The 23,497-nt window shown below is 71.6% G+C and carries 22 protein-coding genes and 1 riboswitch; of the genes, 7 read left to right on the top strand and 15 right to left on the bottom strand.

Annotated elements, in window-relative coordinates:
- Positions 1-30: 30 nt before the first annotated feature.
- The 3 genes from M4D82_RS23435 to M4D82_RS23425 form a co-directional block, all read right to left on the bottom strand.
- Positions 31-1,014, bottom strand: coding sequence for a methionine synthase (locus M4D82_RS23435; protein WP_249767923.1), 984 nt, complete (start codon positions 1,012-1,014; stop codon positions 31-33).
- Positions 1,011-1,700 carry an SDR family oxidoreductase gene (locus tag M4D82_RS23430; protein WP_249767922.1) on the bottom strand — a complete coding sequence of 230 codons (690 nt, stop codon included), beginning with the start codon at positions 1,698-1,700 and terminating at the stop codon, positions 1,011-1,013. The genes M4D82_RS23435 and M4D82_RS23430 overlap by 4 nt, the downstream gene beginning before the upstream one ends.
- A gap of 139 nt (positions 1,701-1,839) precedes the next feature.
- On the bottom strand, positions 1,840-2,883 hold the full coding sequence (locus M4D82_RS23425; protein ID WP_249767921.1) for a GlxA family transcriptional regulator: 1,044 nt from the start codon (positions 2,881-2,883) through the stop codon (positions 1,840-1,842).
- Positions 2,884-3,008: 125 nt separating this feature from the next.
- Between M4D82_RS23425 and M4D82_RS23420 the strand changes: the two genes are divergently transcribed.
- A complete protein-coding gene (locus M4D82_RS23420) occupies positions 3,009-3,965 on the top strand; it encodes an NADP-dependent oxidoreductase (protein WP_249767920.1) in 957 nt (318 codons plus the stop codon).
- Here M4D82_RS23420 and mnmA read toward each other — a convergent pair.
- Positions 3,962-5,095, bottom strand: a complete 1,134-nt coding sequence (gene mnmA, locus M4D82_RS23415; RefSeq protein ID WP_249767919.1) for a tRNA 2-thiouridine(34) synthase MnmA — start codon at positions 5,093-5,095, stop codon at positions 3,962-3,964. The genes M4D82_RS23420 and mnmA overlap by 4 nt on opposite strands.
- Before the next feature lie 68 nt (positions 5,096-5,163).
- Between mnmA and M4D82_RS23410 the strand changes: the two genes are divergently transcribed.
- Positions 5,164-5,856, top strand: a complete 693-nt coding sequence (locus M4D82_RS23410) for an N-acetylmuramoyl-L-alanine amidase (protein ID WP_249767918.1) — start codon at positions 5,164-5,166, stop codon at positions 5,854-5,856.
- On the opposite strand, the gene M4D82_RS23405 is transcribed toward M4D82_RS23410, so the two are convergent.
- The 11 genes from M4D82_RS23405 to M4D82_RS23355 form a co-directional block, all read right to left on the bottom strand.
- Positions 5,849-7,012: a cysteine desulfurase family protein gene (locus M4D82_RS23405; protein ID WP_249767917.1), complete on the bottom strand. Its 1,164-nt coding sequence runs from the start codon at positions 7,010-7,012 to the stop codon at positions 5,849-5,851. The genes M4D82_RS23410 and M4D82_RS23405 overlap by 8 nt on opposite strands.
- A 132-nt stretch (positions 7,013-7,144) precedes the next feature.
- Positions 7,145-7,996, bottom strand: a complete 852-nt coding sequence (locus M4D82_RS23400; protein ID WP_249767916.1) for a thioesterase family protein — start codon at positions 7,994-7,996, stop codon at positions 7,145-7,147.
- Positions 7,997-8,075: 79 nt separating this feature from the next.
- The gene (locus M4D82_RS23395; protein WP_249767915.1) at positions 8,076-8,732 is read right to left on the bottom strand and encodes a trimeric intracellular cation channel family protein; all 657 of its coding nucleotides are present in this window, start codon (positions 8,730-8,732) and stop codon (positions 8,076-8,078) included.
- A gap of 171 nt (positions 8,733-8,903) precedes the next feature.
- Positions 8,904-10,013, bottom strand: coding sequence for an ABC transporter ATP-binding protein (locus M4D82_RS23390; RefSeq protein ID WP_249772089.1), 1,110 nt, complete (start codon positions 10,011-10,013; stop codon positions 8,904-8,906).
- Positions 10,014-10,018: 5 nt separating this feature from the next.
- A complete protein-coding gene (locus M4D82_RS23385) occupies positions 10,019-11,038 on the bottom strand; it encodes an ABC transporter ATP-binding protein (RefSeq protein ID WP_249772087.1) in 1,020 nt (339 codons plus the stop codon).
- Positions 11,039-11,112: 74 nt separating this feature from the next.
- Complete coding sequence (locus tag M4D82_RS23380; protein WP_249767914.1) at positions 11,113-12,114, bottom strand: ABC transporter permease; 1,002 nt, start codon at positions 12,112-12,114, stop codon at positions 11,113-11,115.
- 154 nt (positions 12,115-12,268) lie between these two features.
- The gene (locus M4D82_RS23375; protein ID WP_249767913.1) at positions 12,269-14,035 is read right to left on the bottom strand and encodes an ABC transporter substrate-binding protein; all 1,767 of its coding nucleotides are present in this window, start codon (positions 14,033-14,035) and stop codon (positions 12,269-12,271) included.
- Positions 14,036-14,075: 40 nt separating this feature from the next.
- Positions 14,076-15,068 (bottom strand): ABC transporter permease, encoded by a 993-nt coding sequence (locus M4D82_RS23370; RefSeq protein ID WP_249767912.1) that lies wholly within the window; start codon positions 15,066-15,068, stop codon positions 14,076-14,078.
- Positions 15,069-15,641: 573 nt separating this feature from the next.
- A complete protein-coding gene (locus tag M4D82_RS23365) occupies positions 15,642-16,385 on the bottom strand; it encodes an enhanced serine sensitivity protein SseB C-terminal domain-containing protein (protein ID WP_249767911.1) in 744 nt (247 codons plus the stop codon).
- Positions 16,386-16,441: 56 nt separating this feature from the next.
- The gene (locus M4D82_RS23360; RefSeq protein WP_249767910.1) at positions 16,442-17,176 is read right to left on the bottom strand and encodes an enhanced serine sensitivity protein SseB; all 735 of its coding nucleotides are present in this window, start codon (positions 17,174-17,176) and stop codon (positions 16,442-16,444) included.
- 98 nt (positions 17,177-17,274) lie between these two features.
- Complete coding sequence (locus tag M4D82_RS23355; RefSeq protein ID WP_249772085.1) at positions 17,275-17,892, bottom strand: AAA family ATPase; 618 nt, start codon at positions 17,890-17,892, stop codon at positions 17,275-17,277.
- Positions 17,893-18,101: 209 nt separating this feature from the next.
- Positions 18,102-18,205: riboswitch (glycine riboswitch) on the top strand.
- 187 nt (positions 18,206-18,392) lie between these two features.
- On the opposite strand from M4D82_RS23355, the gene gcvT reads away from it, so the two are divergent.
- The 5 genes from gcvT to M4D82_RS23330 all read left to right on the top strand — a co-directional run bounded on the left by gcvT (position 18,393) and on the right by M4D82_RS23330 (position 23,446).
- Positions 18,393-19,508, top strand: a complete 1,116-nt coding sequence (gene gcvT / locus M4D82_RS23350; RefSeq protein ID WP_249767909.1) for a glycine cleavage system aminomethyltransferase GcvT — start codon at positions 18,393-18,395, stop codon at positions 19,506-19,508.
- A 91-nt stretch (positions 19,509-19,599) separates the two neighbouring features.
- The gene (gene gcvH, locus M4D82_RS23345; RefSeq protein ID WP_249767908.1) at positions 19,600-19,980 is read left to right on the top strand and encodes a glycine cleavage system protein GcvH; all 381 of its coding nucleotides are present in this window, start codon (positions 19,600-19,602) and stop codon (positions 19,978-19,980) included.
- A gap of 15 nt (positions 19,981-19,995) precedes the next feature.
- The gene (gene glyA, locus M4D82_RS23340) at positions 19,996-21,252 is read left to right on the top strand and encodes a serine hydroxymethyltransferase (RefSeq protein WP_249767907.1); all 1,257 of its coding nucleotides are present in this window, start codon (positions 19,996-19,998) and stop codon (positions 21,250-21,252) included.
- 289 nt (positions 21,253-21,541) lie between these two features.
- Positions 21,542-22,924: an L-serine ammonia-lyase gene (locus tag M4D82_RS23335; protein ID WP_249767906.1), complete on the top strand. Its 1,383-nt coding sequence runs from the start codon at positions 21,542-21,544 to the stop codon at positions 22,922-22,924.
- A 207-nt stretch (positions 22,925-23,131) separates the two neighbouring features.
- Entirely contained in the window at positions 23,132-23,446 is a 315-nt protein-coding gene (locus tag M4D82_RS23330; protein WP_249767905.1) for a hypothetical protein, read from the top strand.
- Positions 23,447-23,497 lie beyond the last annotated feature (51 nt).

Here is a 23,497-nt window from a genome sequence, read left to right as displayed (position 1 = left end):
CCGTGTCCTCCCGTGGCCCCGTCTCGACCGTCACTCAGGGTTGTCGGCGAGCGACCTCGCCGCCCTGACGCAGTGCGCCTGCACCGCGCGGGCATACGCGGGCGAAGCACCCGCCAGACCGCACGACGGGGTGACCACGACGGACTCGGCGAGAGTCCCCGGGGCCAGTCCCAGCCTGCGCCAAAGCTTCCTGACACCCATGACGCTACCGCCCGGGTCCGACAACGGGCCGTCGGTACCGGGCACGACTCCGGCGAAGAGCCTCAGCCCGCCCTCGACGGCCTCCCCGATGGCGTCGTCCTCGCGCTCGGTGAGCAAGGAGAAATCGAACGAGACGCCCGCGGCCCCGGCCCGTCGCAGCAGCGCGAAGGGCACCTCGGGCGCGCAGGAGTGGACGACGACCTCGCCGTCGTGCACGGCGAACAGGTCCCGCAGGGCGCTCTCGACGACCTGGCGGTCGACGGCCCGGTAGGTGCGGTAGCCGCTGGCCGAGCGGACCCGGCCGCGCAGGACGGCGGTGAGCGCCGGCTCGTCGTACTGGAGGACGATCTCGGCGCCGGGGATCCGCTTGCGGACGTCGGCCAGGTGGTCGCGCAGGCCCTCGGCGAGGGAGGCGGCCAGGTCCCGGCAGGCGCCGGCGTCCTGGAGCACGGCCTCGCCTCCGTGCAGTTCGAGGGCGGAGGCCAGCGTCCACGGCCCGACGGCCTGGATCTTCAGCCGGCCCGCGTAGCCCTGGGTGAACTCCTCCAGGGCGTCGAGGTCCTCGCCGAGCCAGGAGCGGGCGCGACGGGTGTCGCGTCCGGGGCGGTCGCTGATCCGCCAGCCGCTGGGTTCGACGTGCGCGTACAGGTCGACGAGCAGCCCGAGGGAGCGGCCGATCATGTCGGCGCCGGGGCCGCGCGCGGGAAGCTCGGGCAGGTACGGGAACTCCTCGAAGGAGCCCGTCACCGTCTTGGCGGCCTCGCGGGCGTCGCCGCCGGGCATGGAGCCGACGCCGGTGGCGTTCGCGGTCATCGGCCCGGCCTCACGGTCAGGTCGTTGACCTCGGCGTCGCGCGGCAGGTCGACGGCCATGACGATCGTGGTCGCCACCGACTCGGGGTCGATCCAGGCGCTCGGGTCGTACTCCTTGCCCTCCTGGGAGTGCACCTTGGCCTGCATGGGGCTCGCGGTGCGGCCCGGGTAGACGGAGGTGACGCGGATGCCGTTGGCCTTCTCCTCGGCGCGCAGCGAGTCGGCGAGGGCCTTGAGGCCGTGCTTGGAGGCGGCGTAGGCGCTCCATTCGGCGTGGGCGGTCAGGCCGGCGCCGGAGTTCACGAAGACGACGGTGGCCTTCGAGGCGCGCAGGGTGGGCAGCAGCAGCCGGGTCACCTCGGCGGGGGCGATCAGGTTCACGTTGAGCTGCTGGTGCCAGGTCTTGGGGCGCAGCTCGCCGACGGGGCCGAGGTCGACGATGCCGGCGATGTGCAGGAGGGAGTCGATCCGCTCCGGCACGGGCTGCTTGGAGAAGGCCCACGACAGGCGGTCGGGGTCCGCGAGGTCGCCTACGAGGGTCCGCGCGCCGGGGTAGCGCTCGACGAGCTGCCGGGCGCGGGCGGCGTCGCGGGCGAGCAGGACGAGGTCGTCGCCCCGGGCGTGCAGGCGGGTCGCGACGGCGGCGCCGATGCCGGATCCGGCGCCGGTGATCAGGTGAGTAGCCATGGTGCCCATGCTCGCACCCCGCCGGGGGTGGGGGTCTCCCCCGGCGGGGGCCCGGATCGGAGCCCGGCGTCCGCGCGCACGCGGGCGGCGCCCGGCGCGGCGTCGGCGGGCCGTCGAGGGGTCGATTGCCTGCCGCGGGTCATACCGCCGCGTCGGCGCCTTCGCGGCCGTGGGGGCGGAAGGTGCGGCGGTAGCCGATCGGGGAGACGCCGAAGGCGGTGCGCATGTGTTGGCGCAGCGAGTTGGCGGAGCCGAAGCCGGCGCGGTGGGCGACGAGGTCGACGGGCAGGTCGCTCGACTCCAGCAGTTGGCGGGCGAGGTCCAGGCGCTGGGCGGTGAGCCACTGGACGGGGGTCATGCCGACCTCGTCGCGGAAGCGCCGCGTGAAGGTGCGCAGGCTCATGCGGGCGTGGCCGGCCAGCTCGGCGAGGGTGAGGGGCTCCCCGAGGCGCTCCAGGGCCCAGGCGCGGGTCGCCGTGGTGGTGGCGATCGTGGGGGCGGGAACGGGGCGGTCGATGTACTGGGCCTGGCCGCCGTCGCGCCAGGGCGGTACGACGCAGATGCGGGCTGCCCGGTTGGCGACGGTCGTCCCGTAGTCGCGGCGGATCAGGTGCAGGCACAGGTCGACGCCGGCGGCGACTCCGGCGGAGGTCAGGACGTCGCCGTCGTCGACGAAGAGGACGTCCTCGTCGACGACGACGCGGGGGTAGGCGCGGCGGAACTCGGGGGCGAGGTTCCAGTGGGTCGTGGCGGGGCGGCCGTCGAGGAGTCCGGCGGCGGCGAGCACGTAGGAGCCGGTGCAGATGGAGACGAGGCGGGTGCCGGGCCGGATCCGGGCGACGGCCGCGGTGACCTCGGGGGGCAGCGGGCCGCCGTGGGCCAGCTCGGGCATCGCGTGGGTGGGCGGGACGATCACGGTGTCGGCGGCGGCGAGGGCTTCGGCTCCGGCGGCGGGCTGCACGGTGAAGCCGGCGTCGCTGAGCACTGGGCCGCCGTCGGCGGTGCACACGGTGACCTCGTAGAGGGCCCGGCCCGTCGCGTCCAGGGCGCTGCCGAGGACCCGGGAGGCGATGCCCAGCTCGAACGGGGGGACGCCGGGCAGGGCGAGGACGGCGACCCGGTGCGGCGCCGTGGGGGCTGCTGCGGTCGCTTCGGTCGGCGGTGTCATCACGGCCACGCTCATGGCCAGATCCTGTCACATAGTGGCCATCCGGCCAACACCGCGAGCGCTCCGGGTGCCCGAGGCTGGGTCTACCGCCGGGGAGATCCCGGCGCCGAATGGTGTGGAACGGAATGAGGCGGAACAGCATGCGCGCGATGGTCGTGACCGAATTCGGTGGCCCCGAGAACCTGGTCGAGCGCGAGGTCGACCGACCCGAGCCGGGCCTGAACGAGGTCCTGGTACGGGTCCACGCGGCCGGGGTCAACCCGGTGGACTGGAAGACCCGGGCGAGCGGCGGCCTGATCGAGTGGGGCGAGGTCCCCGCCGTCGGCTGGGACGTCTCCGGCACGGTCGAGGCCGTCGGCGGCGGCGTGACCGTCTTCCGGCCGGGCGACGAGGTCTACGGGATGCCCCTCTTCCCGCGTCAGGCCGGCGGCTACGCCGAGTACGTGGTCGCCCCCGCCCGGCACCTGGCCCCGAAGCCGGCCTCGCTGAGCCACGTGGAGGCCGCCGCCCTGCCGCTGGCCGCGCTGACGGCCTGGCAGGCCCTGGTGGACACCGCCGACGTGCGCCCCGGCGAGCGGGTGCTCGTACACGCGGCGGCCGGCGGCGTCGGGCACCTGGCGGTGCAGATCGCCAAGGCGCGCGGGGCGTACGTGATCGGCACGGCCGGCGCGGCCAAGCACGAGCTGCTGCGGGCGCTCGGCGCGGACGAGGTGGTGGACTACCGCGCGACGGCGTTCGAGGAGGCCGTCGCGGACGTGGACGTGGTCCTGGACGGGGTCGGCGGCGACACCACCCGGCGGTCGCTGAAGGTGCTGCGCCCCGGTGGCCGACTGATCACCCTGCCCGGCCCGGACGCCCTGCCGGCGGACGCGGGCGAGGTCCGCGCGGACTGGATGCTGGTGGAACCCGACCACCTGGGGCTGCGCGAGATCGCCGCCCTGGTGGAGGCGGGCTCCCTGAAGCCCCTCGTGGACACGGTCCTCCCGCTGGAGCAGGCGGCGAAGGCCCACGAGATCGGCGAACCGGGCCGCACCACCGGCAAGATCGTCCTGACGGTGGTCCCGACGGCCGGTACGACCGGTACGGCCGCGGGCTAGACGGCGGCGGCGGTGGCTCGTGTGGTGGTGGCGATGGTGGCGGAGCCGACCACGCGGGTGCCGTCGTAGAGGACGATCGCCTGGCCGGGGGCCACGCCGCGGACCGGCTCCGTGAAGCGGACGCGCAGCTCGCCGTCCACGACCTCGGCGAAGACCTCCGTCTCGCCGCCGTGGGCGCGCAGCTGCGCGGTGTAGGTGCCGGGGGCGGCGGGCGTGGAGCCGCACCAGCGGGGGCGGATCGCGGTGAGGGCGCTGACGTCGAGGGCCTCGGCGGGGCCGACGGTGACGGTGTTGTTCACCGGGGAGATGTCGAGGACGTAGCGGGGCTTGCCGTCGGGCGCCGGGTGGCCGATGCGCAGGCCCTTGCGCTGGCCGATGGTGAAGCCGAAGGCGCCGTCGTGGCTGCCGATCTTCTCGCCGGCCTCGTCGACGATGTCGCCCTCGGCCTTGCCGAGGCGGTTCGCGAGGAAGCCCTGGGTGTCGCCGTCGGCGATGAAGCAGATGTCGTGGCTGTCGGGCTTCTTCGCGACGGCGAGGCCGCGCTCCTCGGCCTCGGCGCGGATCTCGTCCTTGGTGGTGAGGGTGTCACCGAGGGGGAAGAGGGCGTGGGCGAGCTGCTTCTCGTCGAGGACGCCGAGCACGTACGACTGGTCCTTGGCCATGTCGGAGGCGCGGTGCAGTTCGCGGGTGCCGTCCTCGTTCAGGACGACGGTGGCGTAGTGGCCGGTGCAGACGGCGTCGAAGCCGAGGGCGAGGGCCTTGTCGAGCAGCGCCGCGAACTTGATCTTCTCGTTGCAGCGCAGGCACGGGTTCGGGGTGCGCCCGGCCTCGTACTCGGAGATGAAGTCCTCGACGACGTCCTCGCGGAAGCGTTCGGCGAGGTCCCAGACGTAGAACGGGATGCCGATGACGTCGGCGGCGCGGCGGGCGTCGCGGGAGTCCTCGATGGTGCAGCAGCCGCGGGCGCCGGTCCGGAAGGACTGCGGGTTCGCGGAGAGCGCCAGGTGGACGCCGGTGACGTCGTGCCCGGCTTCGACCGCGCGGGCGGCGGCGACGGCGGAGTCGACTCCGCCGGACATGGCGGCCAGGACGCGGAGGGGGCGGGCGGTGCGCGGCAGGTTCTCAGTCATAGCACCGTCCAGGGTACGGGGAACCGCGCGGGGTCACAGCGCGTTATCGGCTCTGGGGGGTGGATCACATGACCAAGCAGGCGGACAAGGGCGGGACCACGGACCGGAAACCGGCGAGGCGGACCCGTCGGGCGGTGCTCTTCGGCGGGCTCGGGGTGCTCGGGATCGCGGCGGTGGCCGGGCGGGAGGAGATCGGGCGGGCCTGGTGGCTGCTGCCCGGGGTGTCCAAGCCGCGCAAGGAGGGCGAGATCGACTACCCCGGCGCGGGCTGGACGGCGGCCTCGCCGGCGAACTGGCGGCTCGCCGACCGGCCGGACGACTACCGGGTGGACCGGATCGTGGTGCATGTCACTCAGGGCGGGTTCGCGTCGTCGGTGCAGGCCTTCAGGAATCCGTTCCACAAGGCGTCGGCGCACTACATCGTCAACCAGGACGGTCATGTGGAGCAGCTGGTGCGCGAGCTGGACGTGGCGTTCCACGCGGGCAACCGCTCGATGAACGAGCGCAGCATCGGCATCGAGCACGTGGGGTTCGTCGACCGGCCGAAGGACTTCACGGACGCGATGTACGCGTCGTCGGCCCGGTTGGCCGCCGACATATGCCGCAGATACGGCATACCCGTGGACCGCCGGCACTTCCTGGGCCACTCCGAGGTCCCCGGCGCCGACCACACGGACCCGGGCCCCCTGTGGGACTGGGACCGCTACCTGGGCCTGGTGCGCGCGGAGCTGGGGACGCCTGGCCGGACAGCCCCTAGCTGAGGCCTGCCGTGCGGGCGCGTTCGACGGCCGGGCCGATGGCGGCGGCGACCGCGGCGACGTCCTCCTTGGTGGAGGTGTGACCGAGGGAGAAGCGCAGGGTGCCCCGGGCCAGCTGGGGGTCGGTGCCCGTCGCGAGCAGGACGTGGCTGGGCTGGGCCACGCCGGCGGTGCAGGCGGAGCCGGTGGAGCACTCGATGCCCTGGGCGTCGAGGAGCAGCAGCAGGGAGTCGCCCTCGCAGCCGGGGAAGCCGAAGTGGGCGTTGGCCGGGAGGCGGTCCTCGGGGTCGCCGCCGAGGACGGCGTCGGGGACGGCGGCGAGGACGGCGCGGACCAGTTCGTCGCGCAGGGCGCCGATCTCGGCCGCGAAGCGTTCGCGGCGGGCGGCGGCGAGCTCGGCCGCCACCGCGAAGGCGGCGATGGCGGGTACGTCGAGGGTGCCGGAGCGGACGTGGCGTTCCTGGCCGCCGCCGTGCAGGACGGGGACGGGGCTCTGGTCGCGGCCCAGCAGCAGGGCGCCGATGCCGTACGGGCCGCCGATCTTGTGGCCGCTGACGGTCATGGCGGCGAGGCCGCTGTCGCCGAAGCGGACGTCGAGCTGTCCGACGGCCTGGACGGCGTCGGAGTGCAGCGGGATCCCGTACTCCCGAGCGATCGCGGCGAGTTCGCGCACCGGCATGACGGTGCCGATCTCGTTGTTGGCCCACATGACGGTGGCGAGGGCCACGTCGTCGGGGTCGCGGTCGACGGCTTCCCGGAAGGCGTCGGGGTGGACGCGGCCGTGCCGGTCGACGGGCAGGTACTCGACGCGCGCGCCCTCGTGCTCGGCGAGCCAGTGCACGGCGTCGAGGACGGCGTGGTGCTCGACGGGGCTGGCGAGGATGCGGTCGCGGGCGGGGTCGGCGTCGCGGCGGGACCAGTAGAGGCCCTTGACGGCGAGGTTGTCGGCCTCGGTGCCGCCCGCGGTGAAGACCACCTCGCTCGGGCGCGCGCCGAGCGCCTCGGCGAGCGATTCGCGGGCCTCCTCGACGGTGCGGCGGGCCCGGCGGCCGGCCGCGTGGAGGGAGGAGGCGTTGCCGGTGGTGGCGAACTGCGCGGTCATCGCCGCGGCGGCTTCCGGCAGCATCGGCGTGGTCGCGGCGTGGTCGAGGTAGGCCATGATCCCCCGATTCTACGAGTCCCCGGGCTCCGGCCATGCCCCGGCCGGCGGCTCCGCGCACGGTCCACGCGAAGCCTGCCCGCCCGTACACCCCGAGAACCCCGCCGGGCCCCCGCGCGTGCGTGACACCCCCTAGCGCGGAGCCCGCGCGAGCTGGCGGGACTGGGCCACCAGGCGGTCGGCGGAGTCCCAGACCTCGGCGTCCTCCTCCAGGAAGCCCCCGGCGAGGTTGCGGGTGACGATGGACACGCGCAGCGGACCGGGGGCCGGGCGGCAGCGGATGTGGGTGGTGAGTTCGACGGTCGGGGTCCAGCCGAGCAGTCCGAGGTCGAAGGCGGTGGGCGGCAGCGCGTCCACGGCGAGCAGCAGCGACAGCGGGTCGGCGTCGCGGCCGTCGGCCAGTTCGAACCAGGCCCGCATCTCGCCCTTGCCGGAGGGGGCGCCGACGGCCCAGCCGGCGGTGGCCGGGTCGAGCCGCAGGCGCAGCCGGTCCACGATGGCGGAGCTGCCGGGGATGGGGGCCGCGCCGGCCTCGGCGCCGAGGCAGTCCTCGTAGGCGGGCATGGCCGGCGGGACGGCGACGGTGTGGACGGCGTCGGGGAGCGCGGAGAGGTCCCCGTACGAGGCGAGGACGCGGATGCGCTCGACCTCGTCGCCGTTCTCGTCGAACTGGAACAGGGAGGCCTGGCCGGTGGACAGCGTGCGACCGACGCGCACCACCTGGGTCCGGACGACGGCGGGGCCGGGTACGGAGGAGGTCAGGTAGTGCGCGGAGACGGAGAAGGGGTCCGGGTGCGGCAGGGCCGCCGAGAGGGCGCGGCCGACCAGGGCCAGCAGGTAGCCGCCGTTGACTGCGGCGATGATCGTCCAGCCGGCGGAGAGTTCCGCGTCGTACACCCCGGGCTCGCCCGCGCGGGGCGTGAGGGTGGTGTCGCGGTCGAATTCGCTGTCGCCGATGGTTGCCGGGGCCGCTGCGTGCGTCATGGGGACGACGGTACACCGCTAACTTACTAAGCGGTAGCTTTTGCTTCCGGGAAGGAATCCACGCCGATCCCGAAGCCCGTCACGGCTCTTCGGACACCGCCGAGCGGCGGTTCCAGGCCAGAGGGGCCCGCCAGTGGTAGCGCATCGCGAGCAGCCGCAGCACGAAGGCGGTGAGGATGGCGAGGGCGGTCGTCCAGGGGTTGAGGGCGTGCAGGCCGATGAAGACGGCCACCATCGAGGCGCCGACGACGGCGGGCACGGCGTACATCTCGCGGTCGCGCAGCAGCGACGGCACCTCGTTGGCCAGGACGTCGCGCAGTACGCCGCCCCCCACCGCGGTGGCCACGCCCAGGGCGGCGGAGGCGGTCAGGCCGAGCCCGTACTCGTAGGCCTTGGTCGTGCCCGTCACGCAGAACAGCCCGAGGCCGGCGGCGTCGAAGACGTTGATGGCCCGGTTGATCCGCTGGACCTCGGGGTGCAGGAAGAAGACGAGCGCGGCGGCGATCAGGGGCGTGACGAAGAAGCTCAGCTCCCCGAAGGCCGCGGGCGGCACGGCGCCGATGCACAGGTCGCGCAGCAGACCGCCGCCGAGGGCGGTGACGAGGGCGAGCACGGCGATGCCGAAGACGTCGAAGTTCTTGCGGACGGCGAGCAGGGCGCCCGCCGTGGCGAAGACGAAAATGCCCGCGAGGTCCAGGGCGTGCTGGATGCCGGGCGGGAAGAGATCGTGGAGCACCGGGTCATTGTCCCCCGAGGTCGGGGGCCTGCCGGACCGCCCCGGAGGGACACCCCATGACGCGGAACCACGCGGAACGACACCCCGTGAGCCGCAACGACCTCGGCGCGGCCGCCCGAGAGGCGGCCGCGCCGGGTACCGCCCGGCCGGGCCGGGCGGCGGTCTCGTCCGCTACTCCGAGACCGCCGCCGTCGCGTCCGCGGCGCCCGGCAGAGCCGGGTCGCCGGGGGCCTGGTCGGGGGCGTTCTCCGGGTGGTGACAGGCCACCTGGTGCCCGGTCTTCAGTGCCACGAGGGGCGGGTCCTGCGTCGCACACAGGGCCGTCGCCTTCCAGCACCGCGTGTGGAAGCGGCAGCCGCTGGGCGGGGAGATCGGCGAGGGCACGTCTCCCTTCAGCAGGATGCGGCCGCTCTTCGTGCCGCGCCGGCGCGGGTCCGGCACCGGCACCGCCGACATCAGCGCGTTCGTGTACGGGTGCATCGGGGCCCCGTAGAGGGAGGCGCGGTCGGCCAGTTCCACGATCTTGCCGAGGTACATCACCGCGATGCGGTCGGAGACGTGCCGAATGACCGACAGGTCGTGCGCGATGATCACGTAGGTGAGGCCGAGCTCCTCCTGGAGGTCGTCCAGCAGGTTCACCACCTGCGCCTGGATCGACACGTCCAGCGCCGACACCGGCTCGTCCGCGACCACGAGCTTCGGCTTGAGGGCCAGCGCCCTGGCGATGCCGATGCGCTGGCGCTGGCCGCCCGAGAACTCGTGCGGGTAGCGGTTGAAGTGCTCCGGGTTCAGGCCGACCAGCGACAGCAGCCGCTGCACCTCCGCCTTCAGTCCGCCCTCGGGGGTGACCCCCTGGAGCTTGAAGGGGGCGCCGACGATGGTGCCGACCGTGTGGCGCGGGTTCAGCGAGCCGTACGGGTCCTGGAAGATCATCTGCACGTCGCGGCGCAGCGGTCGCATGCCCGCCACGCCCAGGTGCGTGATGTCCCGGCCCTCGAACTCGATCTTCCCGCCGGTCGGTTCCAGCAGTCGGGTGATCAGCCGGCCCATGGTCGACTTGCCGCAGCCGGACTCGCCGACGACGCCGAGGGTCTCACCGCGGCGGACGTCGAAGTCGATGCCGTCGACGGCCTTGACGGCCCCCGTCTGCCGGCGCAGCAGCCCCTTGTTGATGGGGAAGTGCTTGACCAGGCCCGTCACCCGCAGCAGCGTGTCGGCCGAGCCGTCGGCGGCGGCCTGCGCCGGGGCCTGTGCCGGGGCCGGCGCGTCCGTCTTCTTCATGTCGCTCACAGCTTCGGCGCAATCTCTTCGGTCCAGATCCGGGTCCGCTCCTCCTGCGACATGTGGCAGGCGGACCAGTGCCGGCTGTCGTCCTGGGTCAGCTCGGGGCGCTGGGTGCGGGTGATGCCGCCCTTGGGCACGTCGGCGTAGGGGCACCGGGGGTTGAAGGCGCAGCCGCTCGGGATGTTGATGAGGCTGGGCGGCGAACCCTTGACCGGGATCAGGCGCTCGGTCTGCTCGCGGTCGATGCGCGGCATGGAGCCGAGCAGCCCCCAGGTGTAGGGGTGTCGGGGCTCGTAGAAGACCTTCTCGGCGGTCCCGCGCTCGACGCACCGGCCGCCGTACATCACGAGGATGTCGTCCGCCATCTCGGCGACGACGCCGAGATCGTGCGTGATCATGATGACGGCGGAGCCGAACTCCTTTTGCAGGTCCCGGATCAGGTCGAGGATCTGCGCCTGGACGGTGACGTCCAGGGCGGTGGTCGGCTCGTCGGCGATGAGCAGTTCGGGGTTGTTGACCAGCGCCATCGCGATCATCGCGCGCTGGCGCATGCCGCCGGAGAACTCGTGCGGGTACGCGTCCACCCGCCGGTGCGGCTCCGGGATGCCGACGCGGTCGAGCATCTCGACGGCCCGCGCGCGGGCCCGCTTCTTGTCGGCCTCGGGGTGGTGGGTCCGGTAGGCCTCGATGATCTGCTTGCCGACGGAGTAGTACGGGTGCATGGCGGACAGCGGGTCCTGGAAGACCATCGCCATCTTGTGTCCGCGCAGGCGACGTACGTGGTCGGCGTCGGCGGCGACGAGGTCCTCGCCGTCGAGCACGACGGAGCCGGAGATGTGCGGACGGCTGCGGGCGTTGCCGGTGCGGTGCAGGCCCATGATGGCCAGCGAGGTGACCGACTTGCCGGAGCCGGACTCGCCGACGATGCCGAGGGTCTTGCCGCGTTCGAGGTCGAAGGAGAGTCCGTCGACCGACTTGACCAGGCCGTCGTCGGTCGGGAAGTGCACCTGGAGGTCGCGCACCGAGAGGAAGGGGGACCCGTCGCGCGGGCCGCCCTGCTCGGGGACGAACGCGGGCTCGTCGGAAACGTTCTTGGTCACGTCAGCCTCACGCGCGGGTCGATGACGGCGTACAGCAGGTCCACGATCAGGTTGGCCATCACCACGAAGAGCGCGGCGAGCAGGGTGACACCCATGATGACGGGGAGGTCGCCCTGGCCGATGGCGGCGACGGCCGCCGTTCCCAGACCCTGGAAGTTGAAGGTCGTCTCGGTGAGCACCGCGCCGCCGAGCAGTCCGCCGAGGTCGAGGCCGAACATCGTGACGATCGGGGTGAGGGTGGAGCGCAGGGCGTGCTTGCGGATGACCACGCCCTCTTTCAGCCCCTTCGCGCGGGCCGTGCGGATGTAGTCCTCGCCGAGGACCTCCAGCATGGTGGCGCGGGTGATGCGGGCGTAGGTCGCGGCGAAGAGGAAGGCCAGCGTGATCCAGGGCAGGATCAGGCTGTTCAGCCAGGCCAGCGGATCCTCGGTGAGTGGTCGGTAGTTGGACACGTCCAGCCAGCCGAGGCCGTAGACGAAGATCGCGGGGGCCACCATGCCGGTGAAGAAGATCGGCAGGGAGACGCCGGCGAGCGCGCCGACCATGACGGTCCGGTCGATGGCGGTGCGCCGCTTGAGGGCGGAGACGACACCCGTGGCCACACCGGCGAGCACCCAGATCACGGCCGCCCCGAGGGCGAGCGAGAGGGTGACCGGGATGCGGTCCAGCATGGTCTCCCAGACGGGCGCCTCGGTCTTGAAGGAGTAGCCGAAGCAGGGCGCCGCGCAGTGGGTGATCTCGGTGCCGCCGTCGTAGTCGCGGCCGGCGAAGATGCCCTTGACGAAGAGCAGGTACTGCTCGGAGATGGGCTTGTCGAAGCCCATCTTCACGCGGATGCCCGCCAGGGCGGTCTCGTTGGTCTCGCGTCCCGCGTACATGAGCGCGGGATCGCTGCCGGTGAGCTTCGGGACCGCGAAGAAGATGCCGAAGGTGACCACGGAGACCACCAGCAGCGTTGCGGCGACGTTGAACAGTCGCCGTATGAGGTAGACGAGCACTGCAGTCGGCCGCCCGGGGCGGGTGGCCGCCGCCCCTCGTGGGGACGGCGGCCACCGCCTGCGGCCTTCACCTGCCCTTCGGACTAGCGCATGTGCGGTGAAGGCACTTGCCTGTGTGTTACGTGGTACGTGACAACTCGGGCCGGAGCCGCTGTTACTGCTTGATGCCCACCGTGGCGAGGTCGATCTTGCCGTAGGACTCGTTGAAGAAGACGTTCGTCAGGCGCGGGTTGTGGTAGACGAGCGCCTTGTCGAAGTTGATCGGCAGGTAGAGCGCCTTCTCCATGACCTTCTTGTTGATCTCCGTGTAGAACGGAGCGGCGGCTTCCGGCGTGGCGGCGGCAGCGGCCTTGTCGAAGAGCCCGTTGACCTCGTTGTCGTTCAACTCGGTGTAGTTGTTGTTGCCGTTCGGCAGGATGAACGATCCGTCGACCAGCGGCTGGAGGAAGCCCGAGCCGGAGTTGTAGTCGGCGCCCCAGCCCATGACGATGATGCCGTAGTTCTTCTTCTTCACGTTCTCGGGCGAACCGATCGTGGAGGAGGAGAGCTTGCCGTCGTACTGGTCGATCGTCGCCTTGATGCCGACCTTGGCGAGCGCCGCCTGGAGGGACTCGGCGGTCTTCACCTCGGGGGCGCGGTTGTTGCGCACGGCGATGGTGGTCTCGAAGCCGTCGGCCTTGCCACAGGCCTTGAGGGCCTCCTTGGCCTTGTCCTCCTGCGGCTTGCCCTTCGTCAGACCGAACGGGTCGTAGGACTTGTCCGAGCCGGGGATACCGGGCGGCAGCATGTTCGCGCCGAGGTCACCGCTGGTCGGGCCGCCGCGGGCGGTCTGGAGGGACTTCGGGTCGGCCGCGTAGATGACGGCCTTGCGGCACTCGATGTTGTCGAACGGCGCGACCGTCTGCGGGAAGGCGAAGTAGCGGATGTAGCCCGTGAACGGGTTGTCCGCGTTCTTCTTGAGGTTCGGGTCCTTGAGGATCTTGTTCTTCGCGGCCTGCTGGACACCGGTGCCGTCGACCGCCATGTCGATGTCGCCCGAGAGCAGGCGCTGGTCCATGTCGTCCGGGTTGGTGGTGACCGTGAAGGAGACCTTGTCCGGCAGACCCTTGCGGATCGGGTCGGTCTTCGGGTCCCAGTTCTCGTTGCGGACGAACGTCGCGCCCTTGCCGGCGGTGAAGCTCTCGACCTTGTAAGGGCCGGTCGAGATCGGCTTGTTGGTGTACGTCGCGCCCGTGTCCTTGCCCACCGGGACCGGCGAGGAGGACGGCATGGCCAGCAGGTAGCTGAAGTCGGAGTTCGCGGTCGCCAGCTTGAAGACGATCGTCTTGTCGTCCGGCGTCTCGACGGACTTCAGACCCATCTTGTCCGGGTCGGTGTCCTTGTACGGGCCGGGGTACTTCTGGCCCTGGTCGAGGAGGTCGATCAGGTAGGTCGGGCCACCGGACAGCACGTCCTGCGCGAAGACGCGCTCGACGCCGTACTTGATGTCCTTCGAGGTGATCGGCGAACCGTCCTCGAACTTCACCCCGTCCTTGAGCTTGAGGGTGTACGTCTTGCCGTCGTCGGTGATGACCGGCAGGGCCTCGGCGAGGTCCGGGACCACCTTGGTGCCGTCCTTGCCCGGCTTGCTGTCGTAGGCGAGCAGGCTGCGGATGTAGAGCCGCTGCATGTTCCACACGAAGCCGTAGTAGGCACGCGCCGGGTCGAGGTAGTCGACGTCCTGCGGGGACCAGAGCTTGAGCTCGCCGCCCTTGGCGTCGGAGGGGTTGATCACGGCGGTGGCGGCGCCGCTGTAGCCCTTGGCGCTGTCGCCGTCGCCCTTGGCGTCCTTCTTTTCCCCGTTACTGCCACCGCACGCGGCGGTCAGCGACAGGGCGGCGATCACGGCGGTGATCGCGAGAGCCTGCTTTCTGCGGATCACGGTTGTCCAACCTCCATAGGTGGTGAATCGAAGAAGCGGTTCAGCTGCCCTTGGGGTCGAGTGCGTCACGCAGCCCGTCCCCGAAGAGGTTGAACGCCAGGACGGTGATGAAGATCGTCATACCGGGGACCACCATGTACATGGGGTCGTCCTGGTAGATGGGGACGGCGTCGGAGAGCATCTTTCCCCAGGAAGCGGTGGGCGGCTTGACGCCGGCACCCAGGAAGCTGAGGGCCGCTTCGGTCAGGATGTTGGTCGGGATGATCAGCGTGGCGTAGACCAGGATCGGCGCGACCAGGTTCGGCAGCAGCTCCTTGATCAGGATGTAGCCGCGGCCCGCGCCGAGGCTGCGCGCGGCCTCCACGTACTCGCGTTCGCGCAGGGAGATCGTCTGGCCCCGGACGATACGGCCGATGTAGGGCCAGCCGAAGAAGCCGATGACGAGGATCAGTACGCCCATCCGGACGCCCGAACCCTCGAAACCCCAGAGGGAGTTGGGGACGACGGACACCAGGGCGATGGTGAACAGCAGCTGCGGGAAGGCCAGCAGCAGGTCCATCGTGCGGCTGATGACGCCGTCGACCCAGCCTCCGAGGAAGCCGGCCAGCGCGCCGAGGAAGCTGCCGAGGACGACGGAGACGAAGGCCGCCAGGAAGGCGACGACCAGGGATATGCGCGCTCCGTAGACGATCCGGCTGAACACGTCGCGGCCGTTGGTCGGTTCGACGCCCAGCAGGAAGTCGGAGCTGATGCCGCCGAAGGAGCCGAGCGGCGTGCCCAGGTCGGGGTCGATCATGTCCTCGTGGAACTCGTTGGGCGGGTGGCCCAGCAGGCTCACGATCAGCGGCGCGAAGACGGCCACCAGGATCAGGAGGATCACGACCACGCCGCCGGTCAGCGCGACCTTGTCGCGCTTGAGCCGCATCCATGCGATGCGGCCGGGCGAGCGGCCTTCGATGGCCTTGGCAGGGACGTCGGCTACGGACACGGGAGCGGGTGTTTCCGCGCTCGTGTCGTGCAGTGGTGCCGTCATCGTGGTGGGGACCCCTCTCGGCCGACGGGTGGCCGGCCCATGCCCGCCGCTGTGGCGGCGTTGGTGCGGAGTGGCGCTCGAAGTGCTCGGGACACGTGAACGCGTTGAGGTGCGGTGTGTTCGATGCAGTGCGGTGCGGGTGCTGCGCTGTGCGAGTGCTGTGCCGCGGTGGTGCCGGGTGAATGCGGCTGACGTGCGGGAAGTGCTGTGTGAAACGACAAGCGAAGTCCACGTGCCGAACCGGATCCTGGAGGACTGACCGGCTCTTGGGTGGGGAGTCTTCATCGGTCGCTCGACCAGCCGCCAGACCCGCAGATGAATGGATGCGCAACCGTGATCTGACGAACGGATTCCCGTTATCCGGACTCCGCTCACGGCTCAGCGGAGCAAGACCGTCCGTTCGGTACGCAAACGGACATGCCGCCCAACTCACTGGATGAGTGCGCCTATTGGGCGGACGGGTACGCCGAAATCCGGACAACGCGAAGGCCGCCGGGAACGATCGTTCCCGGCGGCCCGAGGTCCGCCGGCCCCGCCTGTCTCACCCTGTGGTGGACACCGCGCGACGAGGCACTACCGGTACGCCGCGGCCTGGCCCTCGCGGTCGTAGAACGGCCGCGTCCGCGACCGCAGCCACATCGCCACCGGATCGTGCTCGTCGGCCAGCGCGACCGTGCACACGGGAACCCCCTCGGGCACCGCCGCGACCGACTGGCGCATCATCTCCCGTACGGATTCCAGCGCCGGCGCGGAGGCGTCGTAGAGGTCGAGGCCCACCGCGAGGTACGCCGACCCGAGCGCGGGCTGCACCCAGGCGCGCCGCAGCGACCTGACGGCCGGGGTGCGGTGCGCGTGCTGGGTCAGCAGCCCGTAGAACTGGGGCAGTTCGAGCGCGGGCTCGGACAGCCGCAGCGGCCCGGCCGGCATCCGGTCCAGGCCGGTGGCGATCCGGCGCAGGTCGGCCCACGGCACGCCGAGGCCGCCGTTCTGCGCGTGCGGGTTGATCCACAGCCCCCACCGGTCGGGGTAGAGGGCGCGGGCGATGTCCCGCCCGGTGACCACCTCGTAGCCCCGGTTCCAGCCGCCGGCGGCCAGTTCCTGCGGGGAGGTCACGCAGGGCGCGTACCCGAGGCCCTCGACCTCCATACCGCCGTACTGGGCGTCCGGCGAGCCCGGTTGCCCCTGCCACAACAACATCCACAGCCGACCCTCGGCGAGGGCGTGCAGGAATGACTCATAGCTGTCATAGCGCCCGGGAGTCACCTGGCGCAGCATGTGCTCGACCTGCCCGGCCTCGGCCGTGCCTGACGCACTCACCCGGTACCCCTCTTCGTCCGCCCGTCGTCCACGCGTACCAACCAGCTTAAGCGGCGCTACGGGAGGTAGAAGGGGCGTACGCGCTCACGAATCCAGTCCGTGACCGGGTCGTCGGCGGCGTCCAGGAGGATCAACTGCACCGGCCAGGGCGCCGGTACGCGGGCCAGGGCCCGACCGAGGGCCTCCAGCGGGGCGTTTCGGGACTCGGGATCCCATCCCACCAGTCGGACACCGACGTACAGCTGGGGCGCCCCCGCCTCGACGCTGGCCAGGCAGCGGTGCGCGGCGGCGACCACTCCGGTGGCGCGGAACTCCTCGGAGGCGGCGGCGAGGAAGTCGACCGGGTCGTCCTGCCAGTCGGGCTCGTAGAGCCGTACGCGCCCGCCGGTGGCGGGGCCGTCGAGGGGGGTGCGCCCGAATCGGCACAGCTCGGCGACGGCGGCGGGCGGCAGGGGCACGCCGACGGCGCCCTCGGGGTTGACGGCGATGCCGAGCTGCGGGGGCAGGCCCCGGGCGAACTCGACGGCCGGGGCGATCGCGAAGTCCATTGCGGGGCCGGCTCCGTGGCGCAGCTGCGCCTCGGAGCTGTAGACGGGGACGTACGCCTCCCCGCCGATCAGCATCGTGGGCAGGGTGAGGCCGTCACTGTCGGGCCCACCGCCCTCGGGCAGCGGAACCCAGACGGGGCTGCGCCCGAGCACCTCCAGGATCCGGGCCCCGGCGTCCGCCTGCCCCAGCACCGTCCCGAGCACCTGCTCCAACTCGTTCGCCGGCCAGCCGCTGCCCTGCATGTGCCGTTGCCTCCGTAGGTTCCGCGTGGTGTCGTGCCGAGGCTACCGGGCGGCCCGCTCCCGGCAGCGCCCGGCAGTGGTGCCGAGGTCGGTGGCGCTCAGGGATGGAAGGTGATCGCCGCCACCGCCGCCGCCGAGCGGCGGTCCAGGAGGACGGCCGAGGCGCAGCCCGCCGGGAGGCGGCCGGACTCGGCCTCGCGCAGCAGTCGGCGTACGGCGCCCCGGTGGCGGGCGAAGGCGTACGCGGAGACCCGGCGGCCCCGGGCCAGCTGCCCGGAGAGGGCCTCCTCGGCGGTGGTGTCCAACAGCAGCAGGTGCAGCGCCCGGCCCCGGCGGCGGGCGGCGCCGGCGAGCAGCGCGCGCACCCAGCTCTGGGTGCCGCAGTCGTGGACCACCACAGAGGCGCCGGAGCGCAGCCGGCGCCACAGCCCCCAGTAGTGCGCGAGGCGGACCGCCGGCCGGTACGCGGCGTAGGGCAGGGCGGCCGGCATGCGGCGCTCCCAGCGCTCGCGGGTGTCCTGGGAGTCGATCCCGCCGCCCTCGGCGGCCCGCTTGATCAGGGTGCTCTTGCCGCCCCCCGGCAGGCCCGAGACCACCACGATGTCCCCGGCGGGGAAGCGCAGCCTGTGCGGCCCGCGGGCCGTCGTACCCCGCAGGTCACGGACGGGTCCCACCGCCAGGGGCTGCGCGCCCCGCTGGGTGGGGACCGCGTTCACGGTGCCCGTCGTCGTCACCACTCCGAATCTCCGCACAGTGCTCTCCCCCCGAAAACGGGCCGTGACGGCCCCATGCCCACTGAGTGTAAAGAGACGGTAATCCGGCGGCGCCGGTTCCGGTCGTACGTTCTCGCGGGCCCCACCGCCCACTCCCGGGCGACCCGTGCAATGATGTGCGCCATCTGGACACCAACTGCATACCGGCCGCTTGAATCCGCGCGGGAGAGTCCCGGCAGGCCGCGAGGCCGTGTCCGGGCGCCGAAGGAGCAAGTACCTCCCTTGAATCTCTCAGGCCCCGTACCGCGTGGATGAGGCAGATCTGAAAAGCGAGCCGCGACGGGTCCGTCCCCCGACGGTCACCGGCGCGCGCTCCACCCAAGGTGCAAGTCGACGGCGCACCGCGTCCCCGCGGTGACTCTCGGCGAACCTCTCAGGTTCCGATGACAGATGGGGAGGATCGTCCTCGTCATGTCATGCCCTGGGACCCGGGAGCCACACCCATGAGCACTGCCCCCCGTCTGACCGCGCTCGACGCGCTGCACCGCTCGCTCGGTGCGACCATGACCGACTTCGCGGGCTGGGACATGCCGCTGCGCTACGCCAGTGAGCGCGAGGAGCACACCGCGGTACGCACCAAGGCCGGTCTCTTCGACCTCTCCCACATGGGCGAGATCACCCTGACCGGCCCGGAGGCCGTCAAGGCCCTCGACTACGCCCTCGTCGGCAACATCTCGACCGTCGGCGTCGGCCGCGCCCGCTACACGCACATCTGTGTGGAGGACGGCGGCATCCTGGACGACCTGATCGTCTACCGCCTCGGCGAGACGGAGTTCATGGTCGTCGCCAACGCCTCCAACGCCCAGGTCGTGCTGGACGCGCTGACCGAGCGCGCCGCCGGCTTCGACGCCGAGGTCCGCGACGACCGCGAAGCGTACGCGCTGATCGCCGTTCAGGGCCCCGAGTCCCCCGGCATCCTGGCCTCGCTCACCGACGCCGACCTGGACGGCCTCAAGTACTACGCGGGCCTGCCGGGCACCGTCGCGGGCGTGCCCGCGCTGATCGCCCGTACGGGCTACACCGGCGAGGACGGCTTCGAGCTGTTCGTGGCCCCCGAGCACGCCGTGGAACTGTGGCAGGCGCTGACCAAGGCCGGCGAGGGCGTCGGGCTGGTCCCGTGCGGGCTGTCCTGCCGCGACACGCTGCGCCTGGAGGCGGGCATGCCGCTGTACGGGCACGAGCTGACCACCTCCCTGACCCCGTTCGACGCGGGTCTGGGTCGGGTCGTGAAGTTCGAGAAGGAGGGCGACTTCGTCGGTCGCGCCGCCCTGGAGGCCGCCGCCGAGCGCGCCGCGACGAACCCGCCGCGCAAGCTGGTCGGTCTGGTCGCCGAGGGCCGCCGCGTCCCGCGCGCCGGTTTCCCGGTCGTCGCCGAGGGGCGGGTCATCGGCGAGGTCACCTCGGGCGCCCCGTCCCCGACGCTGGGCAAGCCGATCGCGATGGCGTACGTCGACGCGGCGTACGCCGCGCCCGGCACCTCCGGCGTCGGCGTCGACATTCGCGGTACGCATGAGCCGTACGAGGTCGTGGCCCTGCCGTTCTACAAGCGGCAGAAGTAACGCCCGTACGCCGTACCGGCGCCGTACCGACCGTCTCGGTACGCGAGACCACTGTTCGTATCCACTCCCCCGCATCCAGGAGAATCAGGTCATGAGCAACCCCCAGCAGCTGCGTTTCAGCAAGGAGCACGAGTGGCTGTCGGCCGCCGAGAACGGCGTCGCGACGGTCGGCATCACGGAGTTCGCGGCCACCGCGCTCGGTGACGTCGTCTACGCCCAGCTCCCCCAGGTCGGCGACACGGTGACCGCGGGCGAGACCTGCGGCGAGCTGGAGTCGACCAAGTCGGTCAGCGACCTGTACTCCCCCGTCACCGGTGAGGTCGTCGAGTTCAACCAGGACGTCGTGGACGACCCGGCCCTGGTGAACACCGCCCCGTTCGAGGGTGGTTGGTTGTTCAAGGTGCGCGTCACGGACGAGCCGGACGACCTGCTCTCCGCCGACGAGTACGCCAAGCTCACCGCCGGTAACTGACCCCAGGGGATCCTGATGTCCGTACTGAACACCCCTCTCCACGAACTCGACCCGGACGTCGCCGCCGCCGTCGACGCCGAGCTCGTGCGCCAGCAGTCGACCCTGGAAATGATCGCCTCGGAGAACTTCGCTCCGGTCGCCGTCATGGAGGCCCAGGGCTCGGTCCTGACCAACAAGTACGCCGAGGGCTACCCCGGCCGCCGCTACTACGGCGGCTGCGAGCACGTCGACGTGGTCGAGCAGATCGCGATCGACCGCATCAAGGCGCTGTTCGGCGCCGAGGCCGCGAACGTCCAGCCGCACTCCGGTGCGCAGGCCAACGCCGCCGCGATGTTCGCGCTGCTGAAGCCGGGCGACACGATCATGGGCCTGAACCTGGCCCACGGCGGTCACCTGACCCACGGCATGAAGATCAACTTCTCCGGCAAGCTCTACAACGTGGTCCCGTACCACGTCGACGAGTCGGGCCAGGTCGACATGGCCGAGGTCGAGCGCCTCGCCAAGGAGTCCAAGCCGCAGCTGATCGTCGCCGGCTGGTCCGCCTACCCGCGTCAGCTGGACTTCGCCGCCTTCCGCCGCATCGCGGACGAGGTCGGCGCGTACCTGATGGTCGACATGGCGCACTTCGCGGGTCTGGTCGCCGCCGGTCTGCACCCGAACCCGGTGCCGCACGCCCACGTCGTGACCACCACCACGCACAAGACCCTCGGCGGTCCGCGTGGCGGCGTCATCCTGTCCACGCAGGAGCTGGCCAAGAAGATCAACTCCGCGGTCTTCCCCGGTCAGCAGGGCGGCCCGCTGGAGCACGTGATCGCGGCCAAGGCGGTCTCCTTCAAGGTCGCGGCCTCGGAGGAGTTCAAGGAGCGCCAGGTGCGCACCCTGGAGGGTGCGAAGATCATCGCCGAGCGCCTGGTGCAGCCGGACGTCACCGAGGTCGGCGTCTCCGTCCTGTCCGGCGGTACGGACGTCCACCTGGTCCTGGTCGACCTGCGCAACTCCGAGCTGGACGGTCAGCAGGCCGAGGACCGCCTGCACGAGATCGGCATCACGGTCAACCGCAACGCCATCCCGAACGACCCCCGCCCGCCGATGGTCACCTCGGGCCTGCGGATCGGCACGCCGGCCCTGGCCACGCGCGGTTTCGGCGCCGAGGACTTCACCGAGGTCGCCGAGATCATCGCCCAGGCCCTGAAGCCGTCGTACGACAGCGAGGACCTCAAGGCCCGCGTCTCGGCACTCGCCGCGAAGCACCCGCTGTACCCGTCGCTCTAGGCGCCGGCTCGGTAGGGCCCGGCCTGGTGTCACACGGGTCCGGGCCCTTCCTGTGGCCGCGACCGCGGTCCGCCGCGTCGCCGCCGCTCAAGCCGCCGTACAGGCGGGCGTAACCGACGCCCGCACGAACTGACGTACGCTGATGAACCGGGCAAGGGCGCCCACGAGGTGCCCTTTGCCCGCAATCCCTGCAAAGTCCGCCCCTCCGTCGGCCGATCTCGCCACGTCGCGAGAGCGACTGGACGGTCCGCTCCCCACCACCGTGGGGATGAACCGGGAGTCCGCCACCGTGGCCATCTCCGTTTTCGATCTCTTCTCGATCGGCATCGGTCCGTCCAGCTCGCACACCGTCGGCCCGATGCGGGCGGCGCGCATGTTCGTGATGCGGCTGAAGAAGGACGGCGTCCTCGCCCAGACCGCCTCGGTGCGCGCGGAGCTCTTCGGCTCCCTCGGCGCGACCGGTCACGGCCACGGCACCCCCAAGGCGGTCCTGCTGGGCCTGGAGGGCCACTCCCCGCGCACCGTCGACGTGGAGACCGCCGACGACGAGGTGGAGCGGATCCGCAAGAGCGGGCGCCTGCGGCTGCTGGGCACGGAGATAGGCGATGTCCACGAGATCGCCTTCGACGAGCCGAACCAGCTGATCCTGCACCGCCGCCGCTCGCTGCCGTACCACGCGAACGGCATGACCCTCTTCGCCTACGACGCCTCCGGCGCCCCGCTGCTGGAGAAGACCTACTACTCGGTCGGCGGCGGCTTCGTCGTCGACGAGGACGCGGTCGGCGAGGACCGGATCAAGCTCGACGACACCGTGCTGAAGTACCCCTTCCGCTCCGGCGACGAGATGCTGCGCCTCGCCAACGAGACCGGCCTGTCGATCTCCTCCCTGATGCTGGAGAACGAGAAGGCCTGGCGCACGGAGGAGGAGATCCGCGAGGGCCTCCTGGAGATCTGGCGCGTCATGCAGTCCTGCGTCGCGCGCGGCATGTCCCGCGAGGGCATCCTCCCGGGCGGCCTGCGCGTCAAGCGCCGCGCCGCCTCCACGGCGCGCCAGCTGCGCACCGAGGGCGACCCGATGATGCACCGCAGCGAGTGGACGACGATCTACGCGATGGCGGTCAACGAGGAGAACGCGGCGGGCGGGCGCGTCGTGACCGCCCCGACCAACGGCGCGGCGGGCGTCCTGCCGGCGGTCCTGCACTACTACATGAACTTCGTGCCGGGCGCCGACGAGGACGGCGTGGTCCGCTTCCTCCTCGCCGCCGGCGCGATCGGCATGCTCTTCAAGGAGAACGCCTCCATCTCCGGCGCCGAGGTCGGCTGCCAGGGCGAGGTGGGCTCCGCCTGCTCGATGGCGGCGGGCGCCCTCGCCGAGGTCCTGGGCGGCACCCCGGAGCAGGTCGAGAACGCGGCCGAGATCGGCATGGAGCACAACCTCGGTCTGACCTGCGACCCGGTCGGCGGCCTCGTGCAGATCCCCTGCATCGAGCGCAACGGCATGGCGGCGGTCAAGGCGGTCACCGCCGCGAAGATGGCGATGCGCGGCGACGGCAGCCACAAGGTCTCCCTCGACAAGGTCATCAAGACCATGAAGGAGACCGGCGCGGACATGAAGGTCAAGTACAAGGAGACCGCGCGCGGCGGCCTCGCGGTCAACGTCATCGAGTGCTGATCGTCTTCGGGTACTGACCGAAGGGGCGAATTGACCGACGTTCCGAGGTTTGGAACGTGTTGATCACGCTTGCGGGCGAAGAAGCCGGTCTGGGCTGGTTTCTCGATGATCACATACGCCAAGCTGATCACACGACGTCGGGCACTTCCGGGGCGGCCGGCCAACCGCCCTGACCCCCTTTGTTTGTGCGTACCGGAGGACCCCACCATGGCAAGCATCCGCAGCACCCGTGTGATGGCGGCTGTCGCATCGCTCCCCCTCGCCCTCGCGCTCCTGTCCGGCGTGGCGCAGGCGGACAACGGGGCCGGCGCCGCCGGCACGGCCTCGAACGCGGCCCTCGCCGACATCCTCGGCAGCGGCATCGGCGGCAGCAACCTCGGCAACTCCTCCACGGCCCAGCAGGTGGCGTCCGGCTTCGGGGCGTCGAACCAGAACAACGGCGCCCAGGCCAACGGCTCCGGCTTCACCGCGATCGGCCAGTCCAACAACCACGACTCGCTGGTCTACAACCCGCTGCCGTAACGGGTGGCGCGGCCCCCGCCGCGCCCCTTCGGGCCCGTCCTCCCCACCCGG

It is taken from the genome of Streptomyces sp. RerS4, assembly GCF_023515955.1.
In the GTDB taxonomy this organism is placed as follows: domain Bacteria; phylum Actinomycetota; class Actinomycetes; order Streptomycetales; family Streptomycetaceae; genus Streptomyces.
The sequence above is the reverse complement of the archived record's forward strand: the minus strand, read 5'-3'. Positions and strand labels throughout refer to the sequence as shown.

What these genes read in the sequence shown, in the direction of transcription:
- M4D82_RS23425 (WP_249767921.1), bottom strand. Translation starts at nt 2,883, where the DNA reads ATGAGCGTGGCCGTGATGACACCGCCGACCGAAGCGACCGCAGCAGCC.
- glyA (WP_249767907.1), top strand. Translation starts at nt 19,996, where the DNA reads ATGTCCGTACTGAACACCCCTCTCCACGAACTCGACCCGGACGTCGCC.
- M4D82_RS23420 (WP_249767920.1), top strand. Translation starts at nt 3,009, where the DNA reads ATGCGCGCGATGGTCGTGACCGAATTCGGTGGCCCCGAGAACCTGGTC.
- M4D82_RS23430 (WP_249767922.1), bottom strand. Translation starts at nt 1,700, where the DNA reads ATGGCTACTCACCTGATCACCGGCGCCGGATCCGGCATCGGCGCCGCC.
- gcvT (WP_249767909.1), top strand. Translation starts at nt 18,393, where the DNA reads ATGAGCACTGCCCCCCGTCTGACCGCGCTCGACGCGCTGCACCGCTCG.
- mnmA (WP_249767919.1), bottom strand. Translation starts at nt 5,095, where the DNA reads ATGACTGAGAACCTGCCGCGCACCGCCCGCCCCCTCCGCGTCCTGGCC.
- M4D82_RS23370 (WP_249767912.1), bottom strand. Translation starts at nt 15,068, where the DNA reads ATGACGGCACCACTGCACGACACGAGCGCGGAAACACCCGCTCCCGTG.
- M4D82_RS23360 (WP_249767910.1), bottom strand. Translation starts at nt 17,176, where the DNA reads ATGCAGGGCAGCGGCTGGCCGGCGAACGAGTTGGAGCAGGTGCTCGGG.
- M4D82_RS23390 (WP_249772089.1), bottom strand. Translation starts at nt 10,013, where the DNA reads ATGAAGAAGACGGACGCGCCGGCCCCGGCACAGGCCCCGGCGCAGGCC.
- gcvH (WP_249767908.1), top strand. Translation starts at nt 19,600, where the DNA reads ATGAGCAACCCCCAGCAGCTGCGTTTCAGCAAGGAGCACGAGTGGCTG.
- M4D82_RS23410 (WP_249767918.1), top strand. Translation starts at nt 5,164, where the DNA reads ATGACCAAGCAGGCGGACAAGGGCGGGACCACGGACCGGAAACCGGCG.
- M4D82_RS23400 (WP_249767916.1), bottom strand. Translation starts at nt 7,996, where the DNA reads ATGACGCACGCAGCGGCCCCGGCAACCATCGGCGACAGCGAATTCGAC.
- M4D82_RS23330 (WP_249767905.1), top strand. Translation starts at nt 23,132, where the DNA reads ATGGCAAGCATCCGCAGCACCCGTGTGATGGCGGCTGTCGCATCGCTC.
- M4D82_RS23405 (WP_249767917.1), bottom strand. Translation starts at nt 7,012, where the DNA reads ATGGCCTACCTCGACCACGCCGCGACCACGCCGATGCTGCCGGAAGCC.
- M4D82_RS23435 (WP_249767923.1), bottom strand. Translation starts at nt 1,014, where the DNA reads ATGACCGCGAACGCCACCGGCGTCGGCTCCATGCCCGGCGGCGACGCC.